This window comes from Lysobacter sp. MMG2 (assembly GCF_016735495.2).
GTDB lineage: Bacteria > Pseudomonadota > Gammaproteobacteria > Xanthomonadales > Xanthomonadaceae > Lysobacter_J.
Map to the genome: position 1 here is coordinate 1,696,679 of NZ_JAERQY020000001.1, position 16,440 is coordinate 1,713,118.

The 16,440-nt window shown below is 68.6% G+C and carries 14 protein-coding genes; 7 read left to right on the top strand and 7 right to left on the bottom strand.

The window, feature by feature from the left end; all coding sequences use genetic code 11:
• Positions 1-56: 56 nt before the first annotated feature.
• Positions 57-977: a phosphatase PAP2 family protein gene (locus tag JI752_RS07750; RefSeq protein WP_254200227.1), complete on the bottom strand. Its 921-nt coding sequence runs from the start codon at positions 975-977 to the stop codon at positions 57-59.
• Between the two features lie 574 nt (positions 978-1,551).
• On the opposite strand from JI752_RS07750, the gene JI752_RS07755 reads away from it, so the two are divergent.
• Together JI752_RS07755 and JI752_RS07760 are read left to right on the top strand one after the other, a co-directional pair.
• Positions 1,552-2,355: an SDR family oxidoreductase gene (locus JI752_RS07755; RefSeq protein WP_216961563.1), complete on the top strand. Its 804-nt coding sequence runs from the start codon at positions 1,552-1,554 to the stop codon at positions 2,353-2,355.
• Positions 2,356-2,460: 105 nt separating this feature from the next.
• Positions 2,461-4,008: an arylsulfatase gene (locus JI752_RS07760; protein ID WP_216961566.1), complete on the top strand. Its 1,548-nt coding sequence runs from the start codon at positions 2,461-2,463 to the stop codon at positions 4,006-4,008.
• Positions 4,009-4,068: 60 nt separating this feature from the next.
• Here the strand turns inward: JI752_RS07760 and JI752_RS07765 are convergent, their stop codons facing one another.
• A complete protein-coding gene (locus JI752_RS07765) occupies positions 4,069-4,290 on the bottom strand; it encodes a hypothetical protein (protein ID WP_216961567.1) in 222 nt (73 codons plus the stop codon).
• Positions 4,291-4,638: 348 nt separating this feature from the next.
• Between JI752_RS07765 and JI752_RS07770 the strand changes: the two genes are divergently transcribed.
• From JI752_RS07770 to JI752_RS07785, 4 genes are all read left to right on the top strand, one after another.
• The gene (locus JI752_RS07770; RefSeq protein WP_342316715.1) at positions 4,639-5,073 is read left to right on the top strand and encodes a RidA family protein; all 435 of its coding nucleotides are present in this window, start codon (positions 4,639-4,641) and stop codon (positions 5,071-5,073) included.
• Between the two features lie 276 nt (positions 5,074-5,349).
• Positions 5,350-6,030 (top strand): alternative oxidase, encoded by a 681-nt coding sequence (locus tag JI752_RS07775; protein ID WP_216961570.1) that lies wholly within the window; start codon positions 5,350-5,352, stop codon positions 6,028-6,030.
• Positions 6,031-6,237: 207 nt separating this feature from the next.
• Entirely contained in the window at positions 6,238-7,299 is a 1,062-nt protein-coding gene (locus JI752_RS07780; protein ID WP_216961573.1) for an HlyD family secretion protein, read from the top strand.
• Complete coding sequence (locus JI752_RS07785; protein ID WP_216961576.1) at positions 7,289-8,338, top strand: DUF2955 domain-containing protein; 1,050 nt, start codon at positions 7,289-7,291, stop codon at positions 8,336-8,338. The genes JI752_RS07780 and JI752_RS07785 overlap by 11 nt, the downstream gene beginning before the upstream one ends.
• A 3-nt stretch (positions 8,339-8,341) precedes the next feature.
• Here JI752_RS07785 and JI752_RS07790 read toward each other — a convergent pair whose 3' ends face one another.
• Complete coding sequence (locus JI752_RS07790; RefSeq protein ID WP_216961580.1) at positions 8,342-9,919, bottom strand: MFS transporter; 1,578 nt, start codon at positions 9,917-9,919, stop codon at positions 8,342-8,344.
• A gap of 9 nt (positions 9,920-9,928) precedes the next feature.
• Positions 9,929-11,023, bottom strand: coding sequence for an HlyD family secretion protein (locus tag JI752_RS07795; protein ID WP_216961584.1), 1,095 nt, complete (start codon positions 11,021-11,023; stop codon positions 9,929-9,931).
• A gap of 103 nt (positions 11,024-11,126) precedes the next feature.
• Here JI752_RS07795 and JI752_RS07800 point away from each other — a divergent pair, with 103 nt between their 5' ends.
• Positions 11,127-11,771, top strand: coding sequence for a TetR/AcrR family transcriptional regulator (locus JI752_RS07800; protein WP_216961587.1), 645 nt, complete (start codon positions 11,127-11,129; stop codon positions 11,769-11,771).
• A 9-nt stretch (positions 11,772-11,780) separates the two neighbouring features.
• Here the strand turns inward: JI752_RS07800 and JI752_RS07805 are convergent, their stop codons facing one another.
• The 3 genes from JI752_RS07805 to JI752_RS07815 form a co-directional block, all read right to left on the bottom strand.
• Positions 11,781-13,244 (bottom strand): efflux transporter outer membrane subunit, encoded by a 1,464-nt coding sequence (locus JI752_RS07805; RefSeq protein ID WP_216961590.1) that lies wholly within the window; start codon positions 13,242-13,244, stop codon positions 11,781-11,783.
• 91 nt (positions 13,245-13,335) lie between these two features.
• Positions 13,336-14,928, bottom strand: a complete 1,593-nt coding sequence (locus tag JI752_RS07810; RefSeq protein ID WP_216961592.1) for a proton-conducting transporter membrane subunit — start codon at positions 14,926-14,928, stop codon at positions 13,336-13,338.
• Complete coding sequence (locus tag JI752_RS07815; RefSeq protein WP_216961595.1) at positions 14,925-16,427, bottom strand: proton-conducting transporter membrane subunit; 1,503 nt, start codon at positions 16,425-16,427, stop codon at positions 14,925-14,927. Before JI752_RS07815 ends, JI752_RS07810 begins: the two co-directional genes overlap by 4 nt.
• Between the last annotated feature and the right edge of the window lie 13 nt (positions 16,428-16,440).

The window sequence follows — 16,440 nt, forward strand, 5'->3', positions numbered from 1 at the left end:
CGGGCGTATCGCCGCGGCCCGGCCTGCGGCCCGGGCTGGACCCGGGCCGTGTTGCGTTACAGCACGCCGTCGATGCGCTGCGCGAGCGCGGTGGCTTCGGCGTCGCAGTCCACGTCGGGCCGGGCGCCACTGGCGCGCAGCTGTGCGATCTCCGTTGCCGCGGACGCCATGTCCGCCCGGAAGTCGGCATTGGCGTGCAGCGCGGCAACCGTCGAAGACGCCGTCGTGCGTCCTTCGAGGATGTCGCTCTGCCAGTGCGCATTGCAGACCAGGCGGCTCTCGCCGAACGAGCGGCCGCGCGCCAGCAGTGCGTCGGCGCGCTCGGGCGCCAGTTCGGTGAGGATCAACGCCCAGGCCCAGCCGATGGACGTATGCCCGGACGGGTACGAACCGTCTTTGCGCAGCGCGGCTTCGTCCTCGGGTCGGCACGTTCCCTCCTTGTAGTGCACGAAGGGACGGATGCGCTTGTACTGGTTCTTCGCACCGTACGTCGCAAGCGCCGCATCGGTCAGCGTCCGCCGCAGCAGTTGGTACAGATACGGCGACTGTTGCTGCGTCACCGGCACGCCCAGTGCGCAGGAGAACACCGAGGCCACGTGCGGAAAGGCGAGGTCGGCATCGGACGCGGCCAGTGTGTAGCGCGGCGTATCGCGCAGCTTCTGCGAAGCGCGGCTCACCGCCTGGTCGTTGCGGAACGCCGCCGAACCTTCCGCCGGCGGCGGTGGCAGCAGCTTCAAGCTGTCGGGCAAGTTGCGGCCGAGGTAACCGGCGAGCACGCCCGGATGGATCTCGGGAACGGTGGGCGGAACCGCCGGGCGGGCGTCGGCGGCCGGTGTCGCCTTGGCATCGACGGACGGCGCGGCCGTCGGCGACGACGCGCATGCGCCCGCCAGCACCGCAGCGAGCGCAATCCACCCACGCATCGCCGGATGAATCGCGCAGCGCGTGGAATCCATCGAACGTGGGGCGATAGGCATGGCGAGTCTCCGCGAAGCGTGTGGCCGCCGTGGATTGTCACGGCGGATCGGTGGCGAGCGTAACCGCCCATCGGTGCGGCCCGCGTCGCGGTAGAACATTTCACCCAGTCATAACGTCGACGAAGCGGTCTCCCCCTCCCGCACCCGGGACGCCGCATGCCCTGCTCAATTGTTGCGCGTGGGACAACACCGGATGTCCGCGCCCAGGCCTTCCGCCTCCTGCACGCGACGCCCTATCGTCGCCCTCAAGGTCGAATCGATGCTCCATCCGATCGACCGCGATCTTGCGCACCCTGCGGTGTGGAAGATGTTCCTATGCTTCTTGTCCGCCGTAACGAAGAGGACGGATGTCAGTTCGTCGAGGCGGCTGTAACGGGCGTGCACTTTCCATCCGTTCGTGCACGGGACAACCCCACGTCGGCGCGGCGTCCCCGCGGAATCCGATCAGCTACACGACGAGACGGCGGACAAGAAGCACTCCATTGTTTCCACCCCACGCGGGCCATCGTTCCATCGGGTCGAGCTGCCGCTGCGACGATCCGCGATGACGCGCTCCTGATCGGGAGTCCGAACCATGAAGGTTGTAGTTGCAGGCGGAAGTGGCCTGGTGGGATCCAGGCTGGTCACGCGACTGAGCCAGCTCGGCCACGACGTCGTCGCCGCCTCGCGGCGCACGGGCGTGGACACCGTCACGGGACACGGACTCGACGACGCACTCAGCGGTGCGCACACCGTGATCGACGTGACGAACGCGCCTTCGTTCGAAGACCCGGAGGTCACCGAGTTCTTCCGCCGATCCACTGAGAACCTGCTCGCGGCGGGCGCGCGCGCGGGCGTTTCGCATCACATCGCGCTGTCGGTGGTCGGCACGCAACGCCTGCAGGGCAGCGCGTACTTCCGCGCGAAACAAGTCCAGGAGCGTCTGGTCGGCAACGCCACGGTGCCGCACACGCTGGTGCGCGCGACGCAGTTCTTCGAGTTCATGGCCACCATCATCCCGCCGGGCAGCGGCAAGGACATCGTCCACCTCTCGCCGGGTACGGTGCAGCCGGTGGCGGCCGACGACGTGGCCGCCCGCCTCGCGGAACTGGTGTCCGCGCCTGCGTCGCATGCGGTGCTGGAGATCGCCGGGCCCGACACATTCCACCTCAACGAACTCGTGCAGTGGGTCATGTACAGCTACCAGGACGACCGGCCCGTCGTTGCCGATCCCGCTGCCGGTTACTACGGCGCGATCCTCGACGACCACACCCTCACGCCGGGCCCCGATGCGGTCATCGCGCAGACGCACTTTCGCGAGTGGCTCGAAGGCTACCTGTCCGGCGGAATCGAGATCCCGCACGTGCACCATCCCAGCCCGATCGCAGGCGTGCGTTAACGGCGCCTCGGCGCGGATTTCACGGTGGCGACACGTCCGGGGTGAAGAATCCATGAACCGCTCGGTCACTCGAGCCGGGCGGCGCCCTCACCTCGGGAGATCCTCATGGCACAGAAGAAGGCCGCCCCCAAGGGCGCACGCGGCACGCCCCCTGCAGCCTCAGGCAAGCCGAACATCCTGGTCATCTTCGGCGATGACATCGGCATCCCGCAGATCAGCGCCTACACGCGCGGCCTGATGGGTTACCAGACACCGAACATCGATCGCATCGCCAACGAAGGCGCGCTGTTCACCGACTCCTACGGCCAGCAGAGCTGCACTGCAGGACGCGCATCCTTCATCCTCGGCCAGGAGCCATTCCGCACCGGCCTTCTCACCATCGGCATGCCCGGCGATCCGCACGGCATCACCGGCTGGATGCCGACGATCGCCGACGCACTGAAGACGCAGGGCTACGCCACCGGCCAGTTCGGCAAGAACCACCTCGGCGATCAGGACCAGCACCTCCCGACGAATCACGGATTCGACGAGTTCTTCGGCAATCTCTATCACCTCAACGCCGAGGAAGAACCCGAAGGCTACTTCTATCCCAAGGACCCGAACTTCAAGAAGAAGTACGGTCCGCGCGGCGTGATCCACTCCTACGGCGGCGGCAAGATCGAGGACACCGGGCCGCTCAACATCAAGCGCATGCCGACGGTGGATGAAGAGTTCCTGGAGGCGGCGGAGAAATTCATCAAGAAGAGCGCCAAGGCCAAGCAGCCGTTCTTCGTGTGGTTCAACACCACGCGCATGCACGTATTCACTCACCTGAAGAAGGACTCGGTGGGCAAGACGGGCAAGGGCCTGCACGCCGACGGCATGGTCGAACACGACGGCCATGTCGGGCAGTTGCTCGATCTGCTGGACGAACTGGGCCTGGACGACAACACCATCGTCGTCTACACCACCGACAACGGCGCCGAGATCGCGCTGTGGCCCGACGGCGCCATGACGATGTTCCGCGGCGAGAAGGGTTCGACCTGGGAAGGCGGCTTCCGCATTCCGATGGCGATCCGCTGGCCGGGCACGATCAAGCCCGGCACGGTCTACAACGATCCGATCTCGCTGATCGACATGTTCCCCACGCTGTGCGCGGCCGCCGGTGTTCCCGACATCAAGGAACAGCTGGCGAAGGGCACCACGCTCAACAAGAAGAAGTTCAAGGTCAAGCTCGACGGCTTCAACTTCATGCCCTACTTCCAGGGCAAGGAGAAGAAGGGACCGCGCGATGCCATCTTCTACTTCGACCAGGGCGGCAACCTCAACGCGCTGCGTTTCCAGGACTGGAAGCTCAGTTTCGCCAGCCAGCACGGCAACATCGCCACTGGCACGCGCGCCGTGACCAACTGGGCCATGATCACCAACCTGCGCATGGACCCCTATGAACGCGGGCTGGAGGATGGCGGCGGTGCAATCGATTTCCTCGCGCGCCAGATGTGGCTGATCGTGCCGGTGATGGGCGCCATCAAGGCGTTCTTCTCCGACTTCATGGATTACCCGTACCAGGCCGGCAGTTCGCTCAACGCCGGCAGCATCAACTACGGGTTGCTGAAGCAGTCCGACGCACTCAAGCGGCTCAAGCAGCTGGAATCGCTGCACCCGAGCAGTTGAGACATCGCGGCGCCCGGACGCGCAATGCGTCCGGGTTCCGCAGTGCGCGTGCGAACCCGCTCAGTCCTCGCCGTCGTCGGCGAGCTTCATGTCACGCAGGATCGCGCCCAGCTCGGTATGCACCGACTCGACCATGTCGGGCGGCGCGCGTTTGAGGATGAAGTCCGCCTTGCCGGCGAACGTGTCGAAGAACGTGGCGGTGTCGGGCGTCTCGCGCAGCATCGAGGGAACGTCGTCCCGCAATGCCTGCAGTTGCGATTGGAGTTCGGGCCAGGTGGGCATTGGCATGGATTCGCTGGAAAGGGCCGTCACCGGATGATGACCGCGACCGTGTGTCGCGCCGTGAACGAGGCCGGCATCCCGTTCATCCGGCCGGAAGCCTCGACCGCGCACTGCGTCCCGTGGCGCAACGCCGATCGTAGGCCAGCGCAGCCAGTGTTCTGTAAGCGCGTGCGAGGCAACAGCGCGTTTCCGCGCGCGGCCGCAGCGCCAGCAGCGCGGACGAACCGGTTTGTGCGCATTGGTGCGATTTCCTCAACACCGCATGCCCTTCCATCGGGCTACACGCGGGCCGTGCACTCGCCTAGAACAGTGGGCGGATCCGCATCAACGCAAGGCAGGAGAACGGACGTGACGATCGGCAAAGAAACCAAGGGCATGGGCATGCCCTGGGAAGACGCCTACGGCTATGCGCAGGCGGTGAAGGTGGGCGACACCATCTACGTGTCGGGACAACTCAGCCATGACGCCGAAGGCAACATCGTCGGTGCACCTGCGCTGGATGCGAAGGGCCGGATCCTGGATCACTCGAACATGGAGATCCAGATGCGGCAGACGTACGCGAACGCGCGCGCCCTGCTCGGCCAGTTCGGTGCATCGCTCGACAACGTGGTCGAAGAAGTCCTGTACGTCACCGACATGGACGCCGCTTTCGCCGTGGCCGGCACCGTCAGGAAACAGGCGTACGGCACGGACAAGCCGAGCGTTGCCAGCACCATCCTGGTCACGCCGCGCCTGGCGCTTCCCACGCAGCTCATCGAGATCAAGTTCATCGCCCGGGTCTAGCGACGCCACACGGCCCGGCCGGCCTTCCGCGAGAGGCTGCCGTTGCAGGCCGCGCAAACGCCGATCGATCGCGAACTGGCGCCTCTGCTCGCCGCCCATTCCGGGCAGTCCGGCGCGATCTTCCAATAGCAGCTTCAGGGCGCCTGCATTCGTGCGTCCCGGTCAACAACAGGTGTCCGACGAACGACCTTCCTGCGCGGGCTCCCACGACCTAGAGTGATCGGACCCGATCCGCGCCCATCGGGCCGGCGCGCAGGCCGGCTCCCGGAGACTCCCATGCCCGCAGGCGATCCGCGTCCGCTCGATTTCCACCATCCGGTCCTCAACGCCTCCGACCGCATCGCCTACGGCACCACGCGGGCGCTGCGCTTCTTCGCGGACACGCTTTTCGCCAAACGCTATGGAAACCGGGCCATCGTCCTGGAAACCGTCGCGGCCGTGCCCGGCATGGTCGGCGGCGCGCTGGTGCACCTGCACTGCCTGCGCTGGCTGCACGACGACGAAGGCTGGATCCACACGTTGCTGGACGAAGCCGAGAACGAGCGCATGCACCTGATGACCTTCATGGAAATCGCGCGGCCGAGCTGGTTCGAACGCATGATGGTGCTGGTCGCCCAGGCGCTGTTCTTCACGTTCTACCTGGCCCTCTACGTGGTTTCCAGCCGCACCGCGCACCGTCTCGTCGGCTATTTCGAAGAGGAAGCGGTGGTGAGCTACACGCGGTACCTGGCGGAAATCGACGCCGGCCGCATCGACAACGTGCCCGCGCCGGCCCTCGCGATCGGCTATTGGAAGCTTCCCGCCGACGCGCGCTTGCGTGACGTCGTCATCGCGGTTCGCGACGATGAAGCCGGCCATCGCGACGTGAACCATGCCTTCGCCGAGGAGAAGACGCGATCGCGGCACCCGCACGCCCAGGCGGCATCGGCCGACGCGGGCCCACGCGACACCGCATGAGGTGAGGCGCGCGCGGCGGGCAGCGCAGGGTTGACCGCAGATCGCGAATCGCGCGCACCGCACGCCCTGGCAGCGCGGGCGGTGCATTGGTGCCGGACAGGCAACATGATGTCCACGCGAAGTCGGCTTCCGGTGCCGCGTGCGCGGTACTAGCGTCAGTGCAGGGTTGGACGAGTCGGGGTGCCGCCGGCATCCGAGGAGTGTTCAATGAGCACCGACGCCCGTTTTCGCGCCTGGATGTTCGGATCGCTGGCGCTGATCGGCCTGAGCTTCGTGTATTACCTCGTCGCCGACATCCACATGCCGGTGTCTCCGGAAGCGCGCCTGACTTACCACGTCACGCAGGTTGCACCGGAGGTGAGCGGTCGCGTGGTCGACGTGCAGGTGCGCAACAACCAGCGGGTCGAGAAGGGGCAGCTGCTGTTCCGGGTGGATCCGGAAACCTACCGCACCGCCGTGCACGACGCCGAGCTGCAGGTCGAGCAGGCCGGGCAGGACAACGCGCAGCTCGACGCCTCCATCGCGGCGGCCTCGGCCGAAGTCACGCGCATGAAGACCCAGGTGGATGACGCCCTGCGCGAACTGCGCCGTTTGCAGGGCCTGGTGAGCGAACGCTACGTGTCGCGTTCGGCGCTCGACCAGGCGCAGGCCCGATACGACGTCGCGCGCGCCGCGTTGCAGTCTTCGCGCGCGGCGTTGAACGCGGTGAGGGTGCAACGCGGCAGCGACGGCGACCGCAGCCTGCGCCTTCGACGCGCGCGCAACGCGCTCGCCCATGCCGAACTCGACCTGCGCCGCTCGGACGTGGTGGCGGCCGCGCCCGGCATCGTCAGCAACATGCGGCTGGCGGCGGGCACCTACGCGCAGGCCGGCGTGCCGAAGCTGGTGTTGATCAGCACGGCCCCCAGCCTCCAGGCGGATTTCCGCGAGAAGGCGCTGCTGCATGTCAGCCCGGGCACGCGCGCGCAGGTGGCGTTCGACGCGTTCCCGGGACGGCTGTTCGACGCGGAAGTGAGTTCGCTCGACGCGGGCGTGGTGCGCGGGCAGATCGATCCGGACGGACGCCTGGCTGCGCCCGACCAGGACGACCGCTGGGTGCGCGATGCCGAGCGCGTGCGCGTGAATCTGCAATTGCTCGAGATCCCGCCGCGCCCGCTGATGACCGGCGCCCGCGCCACGGTGCAGCTGCATCCGCAGGCGCGGGGCCTGCGGCATTGGCTGGGTAACGTGCAGATTCGCCTGATCACCCTGCTCCACTATGTCTACTGACGCGCTGTCGCAGTCCCGGCAGGCGCGGCCCGCGCTCGGCGAGGACGCGTGGCGGCAAGCGTGCCGGCTGGCGATCGGCACCACCGCGGCGCTGGCCGTGGCCAAGGCGATGAGCTGGCCGTTCGGCGCGTTCTTCGCGCTGTATCCGGTGCTGTTGCTGGGCCTGGTGCCGATCTACAACCTTCGCATCGCGGCACAGTTCGTGGCCAGCAGCCTGGTCAGCATCACCGCGGCCAACCTGCTTGCGATCCTCGGCAACGTGTCCCCGCTGCTCGCGATCGGCGCGTTCTTCGTCTTCGCCCTGGCCTGCTTCCGCCTAATGGCGCAGGGCCCGTGGTTCCTGTTCGGCGCACTGACGATGGTGGCGTCCTCCGTGCTCGTTCACCTGGCGAGCTACCCGCACGTTCCCAAAAGCGATCTGTTCACCGCGCAGTTCATCGCGACCTTGCTGGCGGCGTTCATCGCAGGCGCGGTGCATGCGCTGATCCCGGAGCGGCGCAAGCTTCCGCACGGCGCGCCCGCCAAGCCGTTGCCGCTGGTGCGTCACCAGATGCTGCTGGGCGCGATCTGCGCGACGGCGTCCTTCGCGGTGTTCCAGTTCCTGGACCTCCCCGATGCGCTGTCCGCGCAGGCGGCGACCGTGCTGATCCTGTTTCCGATGACGCTGGCCGGCGGTCGCCGTGCGGCGTGGACGCGTGTGTCGGGGACGCTGCTGGGCACCGTCTATGCCCTCGCGTTGCAGCTTGCGCTGTACACGCACGTGAGCCAGGCGGGATTCGTGATTGCGCTCTACGGCGTGGGCGCGCTCGTGTTCGCCACCATGCACGTGCGCGAGAACGCCGGCCCCGCCGTGGGATTGAGCGCCGCCACCGCGATCGCGGTGCTGATCGGCCAGCTCTCGCCCGCCGGGGATCTGTACAGCATCTCGCTCTATCGCCTCACATCGGTGGCGATCGCCGTCTTCGGCATGCTGCTGTGCATGTTCGCGGTGGAAGCCGTGCTGAACCGGTTCGCCTCCACGCGCGCCCCTTCGCCTTGACACTCAAGGTGCTGCCAAGTGCCTTTGCGCGTGTTGCGCGCGGCGCGACTGCCGCGCGAGAAACACCTTGGTGCCCAGAAGCAACGGTATGGCCACGACGAAGAACATCGCCAGCGACAGGAAGATCTCGTCGAACGCACGCGCGGCCGACTGCTGCTGCACCTGCCTTGCGATCCATGCCGCGCTGGCCGTCGTCGCCTCGCCCGCCGCAAGGCCCTGCTCCATCCACAGATTCATCAGCGTCGCCTGCGTCGCGTCGAGTTCGGCGCTGCCCATCGGCACGTGCTGCCACAACGCAACGCCATGCGCAGGCAGGCGCCATTCGAGCATCGTCGAAACGAACGCCATGCCCGCCAGTCCGCCCGCCTGCCGGCCCAGGTTGAACAGCGCGACGCCGCCGGCCATCCGTTCGCGGGGAAGCCCACCCAGCGTCATGACCGTCAGCGAGACGAACAGCAGTCCCATGCCGAAACCGCGCAGCCAGGTGGCCAGCAGCATCTGCGGCGCGCCGGTCTGCGCGCTGGACAGCGAGAGCAACCACATGCCGGTCATGAAGAGCGCGATGCCCACCGGGATCGGCGCCACCACCGGCACGCGGCCGGATTGCAGCGCCAGCCCGGCCAACGCGAGGCCAGCCGCGGCGGCGATGGAACTGGACAAGGCCAGCTGGCCCACGTGCTCCGGCGCGAGCGACAGCACGACGTTGCCGAACAGGGGAATCGCGGCGCCGCTTCCGAACAGGGCGAAGCCCGCGAAGAAGCTGGCGCACAGACCGAATACGAAGTCCGGATGCGCGCCTGCATGGCGCATCGCCTGGCGGCCGGCGTCGCCGCGCAAGGCGAACCACGATGCGCAGGCGAGGGCGATCACCGATGCGACCGCCACCACGCGGATGTGCACGGCATCGAACCAGTCGAAGCGCGCCCCTTCCTGCATCACGTAGACGACGCCCACGATCGCGGGCGCCAGCAGCAGCTGCACGACGGGACGAGGAGCGTTCGATGCGACGCGCGCAGGCTCCCGGGGTCGCGTGGAATGGAAGGCGACGCATGCAAGCAATGCCGTGACCGCTGCGCCGACGAAGAGATCGCGCCAGTCGTGTGCGTCCGTCACCCAGCCGTGCAGCGCGGGCGCGACCATCACCGGCACCACGACGACGGCCAGCGCGATCATGCTCTGCAGCAGCGGTTGCCGCGTCGCGGGATACGCCTGGAACACCAGCGTCTGCGCGGCCACCAGCACGAGCGCACCGCAGGCACCCTGTGCTGCGCGGATCGCAATGGCGAAGGTCAAATCGGGCGCCATCGCCAACGCGCCGGTGACGACCGCGAGCAGAAGGCCGCCGACCCACGTCGTCTTCACCGCGTCGTAGCGACCGACCAGCCACGGCGTCGACACGAAGGCGATGAGTTTGGTCGCGAGGTAGGCGATGTTCAGCCACGCCGCTTCATCCGGCGTCGCCGCATAGCCGCCCATCACCTGCCCACGATTGACCACCAGGAGCGTGCCGTTGATGCCGTCCACGGCCATCAACGCCACGATGCCGAGCAGGCAGATCGCCTGGCGCAATGCGTTGGCCATCGCGGCCGGTCAGTTCGCCGTGGAGGCGGTGCGCTTGCCGCGTGCGGGAGCGGGGTCGCCGTCGGTGTGGATCGACACTTCGGCGGACAGGCCGGCATAGAGTCGGCCGGCGAGCGCATGCGCGGGATCCAGCACGATCTTCACCGGCACGCGCTGAACGATCTTGGTGAAATTGCCGGTCGCGTTGTCCGGGGGCAGCAGCGCGAACTGCGCGCCGCTTCCCGGCGCGATGCTGTCGACCGTGCCCGTCAGTTCGACGCCGGGGTACATGTCCAGCGTCACCTGCGCCGTGTCGCCGACCTTCACGTCGGTGAGCTGCGTTTCCTTGTAGTTGGCGACGACCCAGACACCGTCCAGCGGCACCAGCGTCAGCGCCGTCGCGCCGGGCGCGACGTAGCGGCCGACGCGCACCTGGCGATTGGCGACGACGCCGTCGACGGGCGCGCGCACCACGGTGTGCTTCAACGAGATCGATGCCAGTCTGCGCGCCGCCTGGGCCTGTTGCAGCACCGCTTCGACCTCCAGCTTCTGTGCACGCAGCACCTCGAGCCTGTCCGTCTCCGCCTGGCGCCGCGCGCGCGCGGAGTCGGTCGCGGCCAGCGCCCGGCGGTGCGTGGCATCGGCCGATTCGTGCATCTGCCGGCTCACGGCGCTTTGTTCCACGAGGGTGCGATAACGGCGCGAATCGAGCCCCGCGCGCTGCGCCTCGACTTCGATCGCGCGCACGTCGGCGGAGGCCTGCTCGATCACCGCGCCCTGCAACTGGATCTGCTTGTCCAGGCTGCCCAGCGCGGATTGCTGGCGCAGCACGTTCGCGAGCGCCTGGTCCAGCTGCGCCTGGTAGTCCGCGTCCTCGATGCGGAACAGCACCTGGCCGCGCTTGACCGGTTCGTTGTCGCCGACGAGCACCTCCGAGACGTAGCCCGCCACGCGCGGGGCGATCACCGTCACCTCGCCGCGCGTGTAGGCGTTGTCCGTCGACACCGAGGCGCTGCTCCACAGCCAGCCGTGCACCGCCCACGCCGAGGCCGCGACCGCCGCGCAGGCGGCCAGGATGAAAACTGAGCGACTTCGGCGCTCGTTATTCGGGAGGGTCGTCTTCATCGGGTGCCCGTGCGGCGGTCGCGGCTCAATGGGTACTGTTTGGTACCGTTGAGGTAAACGGTAATAGTCGGTACCTTACGTGTCAAGTGCCATGGAGTGCGCCATGAACGTCCCCAGTGAACCCACGCCCGCGCGCCGGAGCCGGCGCAGCCCGGATGCCTTGCGAAGCCAGATCCTCGATGCCGCCAGCGAGCTGTTCCTGCGCGATGGCTACGCCAACACGAGCATCGACGCGGTGATCGAGAAGGTGGGCGGCTCCAAGCGCGCCATCTACAGCCATTTCGGCGGCAAGGACGATCTCTTCGCCGCGATGGTGACCGGGCTGTCCGAACAGGCCCTGCAAGCCATCCACCGTGCGGACGAGCGCGCCGGCGACGACGTGCGCGCCAGCCTGGAGCAGTTCGGCCGCGCGATCATGCGGATCCTCATGGATGCCCGGACGATCGCGCTCTACCGCCTGGTGGTGTCCGAGTGCGGGCGCATTCCGAGCCTGGCCGAGGCCTTCCTGCAGAACGGGCCGGGCCGCGCGACGACCGCCCTGACCCGCCTGCTGGAGCGCTACGCCGGATCGGGCCAGCTCGCCATCGCCGATCCGCGCGCCGCGGCCGAGCACTTCATCGGCATGCTGCGCGACGACCTGCACCTGGAGGTGGTGCTGGGCGTGCGCAAGGCGCTGGGCGAGCGGGCGCAGCGCACCCGCGTGGAGCAGGTGGTGGACATCTTCCTGCACGGCGTCGGCCCGCGCTGAGCGCGTCCGTCACCGCCGCAGGCCTCCGCCATCGCTGCGTGGCGCGGCCTCGGAACCGGTCTCCGTGGCGGTGGTGCGCGCCTGCGCGGCATCGACCCAGCCGCCGCCCATCGCCCGATAGACCTGGACGATCTGCGTGTTGCGCTCGGCGCGCACGCGCACGAGGGCGATTTCGGCGGCGAACAGCTCGTTGTCGGCGATAAGCACCTCGACGTACCCCGCCATGCCGTACTCGAACTTCGCCCGCGACAACCTCGCCGAATCACGCAGTGCCCGCACGCGCGCTTCCTGGCGCTGGAGTTCCTCGGCCTTCTTCACGGTGCCGGTGAGGGCATCGTCGGTTTCGCGCATCGCGTTGAGGATGGTCTGCTGGTAGACCAGCACCGCCTCCTCCTTCTGCGCCTCCGCGGTGCGCACCTGGCCTTTGATCGCACCGAAGGTGAAGATCGGGCCGGCCACGTTGGCGGCGACCAGCCACGCACTGGCCGGGCCGGTGAGGAAATCGCCAAACGACGTGCTCGTGGAACCCAGCGCACCGGTGAGCGTGAGGTCGGGGAAGTACAGGGCCCGCGTGGCGCCGATGTTGGCGTTGGCCGCGACGAGGTTCTGCTCGGCCTGCAGGATGTCGGGGCGACGCTCCAGCAGTGACGAAGGAAGGTCGGCCGGAATGCGCGGCGGCACGAGCTGGTCGATGGTGAGCCCGCGCGGAATCGGGCCGGGGTTGCGCCCCAGCGTGATGGAGATGAGGTTCTCCACCGCCGCGATCTGCTGCTCCAGCACGGGGATCGTCGCCAGCGCCTGCTCGCGCTGCGACCGGATCTGCGAAACCTCGGTCAGCGACACGATGCCGGCCTTGTGCCGCAGGTCGAAGATGCGCGCCGTCTCGCCGAAGTTGTTCGCCGTGGCCTGCGCGATCTCCAGTTGCCGGTCGAGCTGGCGCAGCGTGATGTAGCTGGCCGCCACGCTCGTCACCAGCGAGAGCACGACGCCGCGCCTGGCCTGCTCGCTTGCGTACACGCGCGCCTGCGCCGCTTCGCTCAGCCGCCGCACGCGTCCGAACAGGTCGATCTGCCAGCTGGCGCCGAGCGAGCCCTGGTACAGCGTGAAATACGGGTCCGCGCCCGCCGGGATCGGCGGCTGCCCCACGCGGCTGGCCTTGGCGCGGCTTGCATCGACGTCGTAGCCCACCGTCGGGAAGAAGCGCGAACGCGTGGCCGTGAGCGCACCGAGGAACTGATCGACGCGCGCGGCGGCGATGCGCACGTCGCGGTTTTCGGCGAGTGCGGTGTCGATGAGCTCGTCGAGCACGGGATCGTTGAACGTGGTCCACCACTGCGTGTTGGCCAGGTCTTCCGCTTCGCCGGGTGCGATGCGCCATGCGTCGGGCGTGTCGATGGTCGGACGCACGTAGTCCGGCCCGAGCGTGCACCCCAGCGAGAACAGGAGCAGGGCCGTGGGAACGAGGATCCTCATGACGGTACCTCCGCAGTGCGTCGGGCCGTGCACGGAACGCGCGCGGCCGCAGCACGATGATGCAGTCTTGCGATGCAAGGCTTCGTCTTCATCACACGCGCAATGTCCAGTAGAAGGCGGCGGCGATCAGCAACAGCGCGACGCTCGCCACCTGCCACCGCCGCGCCACGGTGTCGCATCGTTCCAGCGCCACCGCGATCGCACGGCCGGCCCGTTCGATGCCAACGAGTGCGATGCCGATGTCGCCCGCCGGCAAGGACGGCCCTGCATGCGCCACGCGCGCCCATGCCCATGCCAACGCGCCGCCAACCAGCACCGGCCACAGCGACGCCCACAGCGCAGCCGGTGCCAGCGCGGCCGGGGACGTGCCGATCGGGATCGCCAGATAGAGCCACCACGGAACGACCACGCACGCGACGGCCATGAACAGCCACGTTGCGGTGCCTCGCACGCTCGCCTGCGTCGCGTTCGCGAGGCGGCGCAGGAAGTGCACCATCAGCATCGACGTCGCCACCGACGAAGCCACCGCCAGCATCGCCATGACGCCATCGCCGACCACGCCCTTGGCCGCATCCTTGGCCAGCGCGCCGCCCGTCAGGGGAAGTCCGGCCAGGCTCAGCGCCACGATCGCCGCGACCGCGAGCCACGGCCACCCAACGCGCCGGCGTGCCGGCACCGCGTCGATCGCCAGGAACAGCGTGCCCTTCACCAGCAGGTGATGTGCCGCGTAGAAGACCGCGATGATCGGCGTGGCGGCGTCGCCACTGGCCAGCCCCATGCCGATGAGCGCCATCACGAAGCCCATCTGGCTCACGCTCGAGTACGCCAGCACCACCTTCGTGTCCGACTGCGTGAGGCCGATGGCGACGCCGTAGAACGCACCGAGCATTCCCACGGCCGCCAGCGGCATGCCGAAGTCCGGCAACGCGATATCGAAGGGAAGCAGGCGCACGAGCGCCAGGACACTCGCCTTCACCACCGCACCGCTCATCACCGCCGCGGCGGAGAGGGGCGCGGCGCCGTACGCCAGCGGCATCCAGAAATGCATCGGCACCAGCGCGGCCTTCATGCCCAGGCCGATGATGAGCAGCGTGAGCGTGAGCCCGCGCGTGGTCGACGCGGACAAAGTGGCCGGCGCGTCGGCGATCATCAGGCTGCCTTCCGGCGACGCCTGCACGAGCAGCACCAGCGCGGCGAGCAGGAACGCCTCGGCCAACAGCGCCACGCCCAGATAGACGGCCGCCGCGCGCATCGACGCGGGGCGCACGCCCTGCATCACCAACCCCGCCGCGCCCACACTCAGCACCGCCAGCAGGAAGTAGAAGCCCACCACGTCGGCCGCGAGGAACACGCCGACACAGCCGGTGAGCGTCATCAGCCAGGCGGTGACGAAAGCACCGTTGCTCGCCCGTTCCTCGCGCTGCGCGTGAAGGGCGCCAGCGATCCACAGCAGCGACGCGACGCCCAGGAGCACCGCACCCGGGCGATCCATCGCGAAGACGAGCGCGAAGCCGGCATGGCCGACGCGCAGTGGCACGTCCTGCGGCGCGAACAACGCCGCCAGCAAGGCCGGCACCGGCGCGATCGGCAACCACCGCATCAGGTCCGCACGCGCGCGCGCCCAAAGGCACGCCAGCAACAGCAGCAGCGGGGTTGCGATGGCGGCGGCGATCCATGCGTTCATGGCGCACTCCACGCCGCCTGCGCGCGACCCAGTTGCGGCACGTCCAGCGGCAGCAGCGCCGCCGCGCCGAGCAGGAACGAACACAAGGCCAGCCCCAGCACCGCGCCCTGCTGATAGCGCGGCACGACCGCCTTCGGCGCCCAGCCGGCGTCGGGCGCCGCCATCGCACGCACCACGACGATGAACACGTACACGCTGGTGAGCAGGCCGCCGATCAGCATCGCCAGCGCCCACCACCACTGCGCGGTCGACACGGCGGCAGAGAGCAGCAGCCACTTCGCGAGGAATCCGCCGCTGGGCGGCAACCCGATCAGCGACGCGCCCGCGAGCGCGAAGGCGAGGATCGTGATGGGAAGCTCGCGCCCGGCGCCGCGCAGGTCGGCGACGCGGTCGTGCCCGAGCGTGGTGTAGATGAGGCCGGCCGCCATGAACATCGCCGCCTTCGCCGTCGCGTGCGAGATCGCCTGCAGCATGCCGCCGGTGACGGCAGCCGATTCATCGGCTTGCGCCGCGCGAGCGCCCAGCGCCAGCGGGAACATCAGGAACAGGTAGCCGATCTGAGCGACCGTCGAATAGGCGATCAGCAATTTCAGGCGCGCCTGCCGCAGGGCGACGATGTTGCCGACGAGGATCGCCGCCACGCCCAACGCGGCCAGCCACTGAGCCGCGGGCCGCGTGATCACGCCGGGGAACACGTCCAGCCACAGCCGCACCGCGAGGAACCACGAGCCCTTGATGACCAGCGCCGACAGCACCGCACTGGCCGCCGCCGGCGCGCCCGCGTGCGCAGGCGGCAGCCACAGGTGCAACGGGAACAGCGCCGTCTTGGCCAGCAGCCCCGCCGTCATCAGCGCGGCCGCCGTCCACGTCAGCGGGCCCGCGGCGACGCGCTCGCCCAGCATCGCGATGTCCAGCGTCCCGTACGCGCCATAGAGCAGGAACGCACCGAGCAGGTACAGCATCGAACCCAGCAACGCGTAGAGCACGTAGCGCAGCGCGGCGCGCAGGGTTTCGCCGCGACCGTCCAGGCACACCAGCGGCACACCGGCGAAGGTCAGCAACTCCAGCGCAACATAAAGCGTGAAGACATCGCCACTGACGAACACCAGGTTCAACGCGCCCCACACCGCCATCAGCAACGACCAGAACGTGAGCGACGCGCGTGTTTCGCGCACGCCCACCGGCGTGCCGAAATCGGCGCGCGCATACACCGCGATCCCGGCGATCACCACGGCGACCGCCACCAGCATCACCACCGACAGCCCGTCCGCACGCAGCGCCACGCCCAGCGGCGGCGCCCAGCCTCCGAGCAGGTAGACCAGCGCCGCGCGCGATTCGATCAACGCCTCCGCGATCGCCAGCACCACCACCAGGCCCACGCCGATCGTCGCGATCGCGACCCGCTGCGCATGACGACCGCCCGCGACCAGCCCCAGCATCACGGCCACGAACGGCACGAGCACCGCCGACACGAGCAGGTGGCCATCGGGCGTGGTCACGACCGCCCCCCTG

Excerpts from the sequence above, each read along its gene's own strand:
- JI752_RS07750 (WP_254200227.1), bottom strand. The coding sequence starts at position 977 with ATGCCTATCGCCCCACGTTCGATGGATTCCACGCGCTGCGCGATTCAT.
- JI752_RS07755 (WP_216961563.1), top strand. The coding sequence starts at position 1,552 with ATGAAGGTTGTAGTTGCAGGCGGAAGTGGCCTGGTGGGATCCAGGCTG.
- JI752_RS07760 (WP_216961566.1), top strand. The coding sequence starts at position 2,461 with ATGGCACAGAAGAAGGCCGCCCCCAAGGGCGCACGCGGCACGCCCCCT.
- JI752_RS07765 (WP_216961567.1), bottom strand. The coding sequence starts at position 4,290 with ATGCCCACCTGGCCCGAACTCCAATCGCAACTGCAGGCATTGCGGGAC.
- JI752_RS07775 (WP_216961570.1), top strand. The coding sequence starts at position 5,350 with ATGCCCGCAGGCGATCCGCGTCCGCTCGATTTCCACCATCCGGTCCTC.
- JI752_RS07780 (WP_216961573.1), top strand. The coding sequence starts at position 6,238 with ATGAGCACCGACGCCCGTTTTCGCGCCTGGATGTTCGGATCGCTGGCG.
- JI752_RS07785 (WP_216961576.1), top strand. The coding sequence starts at position 7,289 with ATGTCTACTGACGCGCTGTCGCAGTCCCGGCAGGCGCGGCCCGCGCTC.
- JI752_RS07790 (WP_216961580.1), bottom strand. The coding sequence starts at position 9,919 with ATGGCCAACGCATTGCGCCAGGCGATCTGCCTGCTCGGCATCGTGGCG.
- JI752_RS07795 (WP_216961584.1), bottom strand. The coding sequence starts at position 11,023 with ATGAAGACGACCCTCCCGAATAACGAGCGCCGAAGTCGCTCAGTTTTC.
- JI752_RS07800 (WP_216961587.1), top strand. The coding sequence starts at position 11,127 with ATGAACGTCCCCAGTGAACCCACGCCCGCGCGCCGGAGCCGGCGCAGC.
- JI752_RS07805 (WP_216961590.1), bottom strand. The coding sequence starts at position 13,244 with ATGAGGATCCTCGTTCCCACGGCCCTGCTCCTGTTCTCGCTGGGGTGC.
- JI752_RS07810 (WP_216961592.1), bottom strand. The coding sequence starts at position 14,928 with ATGAACGCATGGATCGCCGCCGCCATCGCAACCCCGCTGCTGCTGTTG.